2 rRNA genes are annotated in these 3,383 nt (G+C 47.6%); both read right to left on the bottom strand.

Annotation, left to right across the window (positions count from 1 at the left end):
* A 5S ribosomal RNA gene (rrf, locus tag BN3769_RS05845) occupies positions 1-69 on the bottom strand; the annotation flags it as partial.
* A 142-nt stretch (positions 70-211) separates the two neighbouring features.
* A 23S ribosomal RNA gene (locus tag BN3769_RS05840) occupies positions 212-3,156 on the bottom strand.
* Positions 3,157-3,383 lie beyond the last annotated feature (227 nt).

Genomic DNA, 3,383 nt, shown 5'->3' with positions numbered 1-3,383 from the left:
GGCGATGAAAGGCTTGACTTCTGAGTTCGGGATGGGATCAGGTATTTCCCTTTCTCTAATGCCACCAAGCGAAAAAGTTTAAATGAATCGTAAATCTCGTTAATTCACGTGTAAAAATCAGCGCTTGAAGACTCTCTTCACGTCGCTTGATATGTAAATTGGACCACACTTTGTGCTGAAGGGGATGGTCTCGTCCTTCAGGAAAAAAAAGGTGGTCAAGCCGATCGACCGATTAGTATTGGTAAGCTAAGTACATTACTGTACGTACACACCCAACCTATTAACCACATCGTCTATATGGTGTCTGATAGGGATACCTTATCTTGAGGGAGGCTTGGCGTTTATATGCTTTCAACGCTTATCCTTTCCGAACATAGCTACCCAGCAATGCCCTTGGCAGAACAACTGGCTCACCATTGGTTCGTCCACTTCGGTCCTCTCGTACTAGAAGCAGCTCCTCTCAAGTATCCTACGCCCACAAAAGATAGGGACCAAACTGTCTCACGACGTTTTGAACCCAACTCGCGTACCGCTTTAATTGGCGAACAGCCAAACCCTTGGGACCTTCTTCAGCCCCAGGATGCGATGAGTCGACATCGAGGTGCCAAACCGCCACGTCGATATGAACTCTTGGTGGCGATAAGCCTGTTATCCCCGGAGTACCTTTTATCCGTTGAGCGACGGCGATTCCACATTCCACCGCCGGATCACTAAGCCCGACTTTCGTCTCTGTTCGACTTGCAGGTCTCACAGTTAACTTGCCTTATACCTTTACGCTCTACTCGTGATTGCCAACCACGATGAGGCAAGCTTTGGACTCCTCCGTTACTCTTTAGGAGGATACCGCCCCAGCAAAACTGCCCGTCTGACAATGTCCGACTCCCAGCTTCATGGGATGTCGTTAGATTCCCGACTTATCAAGACCGGTATTTCAACGGCGACTCCAGCCCACCTAACGATGGGCCTTCAAAGTCTCCCGGTTATTCTACACATGACAAGTCAAGAGCCAATATCAGAGTACAGTAAAGGTTCACGGGGTCTTTCCGTCTTATTGCGGGTAAACAGCATCTTCACTGCTACTACAATTTCACCGAGTCTCTTGTTGAGACAGTGCCCAGATCGTTATACCATTCGTGCAGGTCGGAACTTACCCGACAAGGAATTTCGCTACCTTAGGACCGTTATAGTTACGGCCGCCATTCACCAGGGCTTAAATTCAATGCGTCGCCTTACGGCTAACATCTCCTTTTGACCTTTTGGCATTGGGCAGGCATCACACCATATACTTCGACTTAGGCGTCTTTGCATAGTGCTGTGTTTTTGTTAAACAGTCGCCTGGGCCATTTCTCTGCGGCCACCTTACGCTCAAGCAGCAAGTGCTGTCACGTCCGATGGCTCCTCTTCTCCCGAAGTTACGAGGATAATTTGCCGAGTTCCTTAACAAGAGTTCTCTCGCGCGCCTGAGAATATTCTTCCCACCCACCTGTGTCGGTTTTGGTACGGTCGCCATTGACGATTAGAGTCTATTTCTTGGAAGCCTTGCGCTACGCTATCGGTTCCCCCGAAGGTTCCCCTTAGTGACAACCTGGCTTTATGCTGGCGGATTTGCCTACCAGCCGACCTCATTGCCCCACGGACACATCCAATGGTCCGCGCGCTTAACGTACTTCGTCAACCCTTCATCATAGTCTTAGGCGGCGCAGGAATATTTAACCTGCTTTCCATCACCTACGCTTTTCAGCCTCGGCTTAGGGACCGGCTAACCCAGGGAAGACGAGCTTTACCCTGGAAACCTTAGGTTTTCGGCGAGGGGGATTTTCACCCCCTTTATCGTTTACTCATGCCATGCATTATCACTAGTATGCGCTCCAGCGCTCCTTACGGTACACCTTCGACGCTGCATACTACGCTCTCCTACCGCTTAATTCTTACGAATTAAACCCGCGATTTCGGCTCTATGCTTTAGTCCCGGATATTATCGGCGCAGAGTTTCTCGATTGGTGAGCTGTTACGCACTCTTTAAATGATGGCTGCCTCTAAGCCAACATCCCAACTGTTTTAGAAACTCCACTTCCTTACTCACTTAGCATAGAATTAGGGGCCTTAATCGGCGATCTGGGCTGTTCCCCTTTTGACAATGTAGCTTATCCCACACTGTCTATCTCCCGGACGAATTTACAGTATTCGGAGTTTGATTTCCTTTGGTAGGTCGGTAGACCCCCGCGTGAATTCAGTGCTCTACCCCTGTAAACGACTGTCCGAGGCTAACCCGAAAGTTATTTCGAAGAGAACAAGATATCTCCAAGTTTGATTGGCCTTTCACCCCTATCCACAACTCATCCAAAACTTTTTCAACAGTTACTAGTTCGGTCCTCCACAAGGTGTTACCCTTGCTTCAACCTGGTCATGGATAGATCACTTGGTTTCGTGTCTGCGCCAAATGACTATACGCCCTTTTAAGACTTGCTTTCGCTTCGGCTTCGGAACGCTCGTCCCTTAACCTCGCCATTTAACGCAACTCGCTGGCTCATCATGCAAAAGGCACGCCGTCAGCCATTCCCATAAAATGGGCATAGGCCTCCGACCGTTTGTAAGCTATTGGTTTCAGGTTCTATTTCACTCCCCTAACAGGGGTTCTTTTCACCTTTCCCTCACGGTACTGGTTCACTATCGGTCATCAACGAGTATTTAGCCTTAGAGGGTGGTCCCTCCAGATTCAGACCGGGTTTCACGTGTCCGGCCCTACTCAGGTGCCTGTCTTGTTAGCTTCCTTTTTCGCATACGGGGCTTTCACCCTATATTGCCCAACTTTCCAGAAGTGTTCTGCTAAATTCACCTAACAGTTATGACAGGTCCTACAACCCCGCTAATAAATTAACGGTTTGGGCTCTTCCCCGTTCGCTCGCCGCTACTCAGGGAATCTCTGATTTGATTTCTTTTCCTTTGCCTACTTAGATGTTTCAGTTCGGCAAGTGTCGCCTCTTTAACCTATGTATTCAGTTAAAGATAACCAGACATTACTCTGGTTGGGTTGCCCCATTCGGATATCTCCGGATCAATGCTTTTTTCCAGCTCCCCGAAGCTTTTCGCAGGTTTCGCGTCCTTCTTCGCCTGTTGATGCCAAGGCATCCACCAATAGCCCTTAATAGCTTGACCAAAAATTTGATCTCAAGCAATTAAGTATGAGTTACGACTCACATAAGCTTAACGCTTATGTCACTTAAAATTTGTGTGAAGATCATCCTCAAGCGCTGATTTTTATCAGTGAATTGTTTTATTAACTCACGTCAATTTCACTATATTCTCTATAGCTTCATCAACGCTTAATAGATTTACTTGATTCTTTAAACTTTTATGACTTTCAAAATAACATCTGTCAGCAT

Origin of the sequence: Candidatus Protochlamydia phocaeensis (genome assembly GCF_001545115.1) — a bacterium.
In the GTDB taxonomy this organism is placed as follows: Bacteria; Chlamydiota; Chlamydiia; order Chlamydiales; family Parachlamydiaceae; genus Protochlamydia_A; species Protochlamydia_A phocaeensis.
The sequence above is the reverse complement of the archived record's forward strand: the minus strand, read 5'-3'. Positions and strand labels throughout refer to the sequence as shown.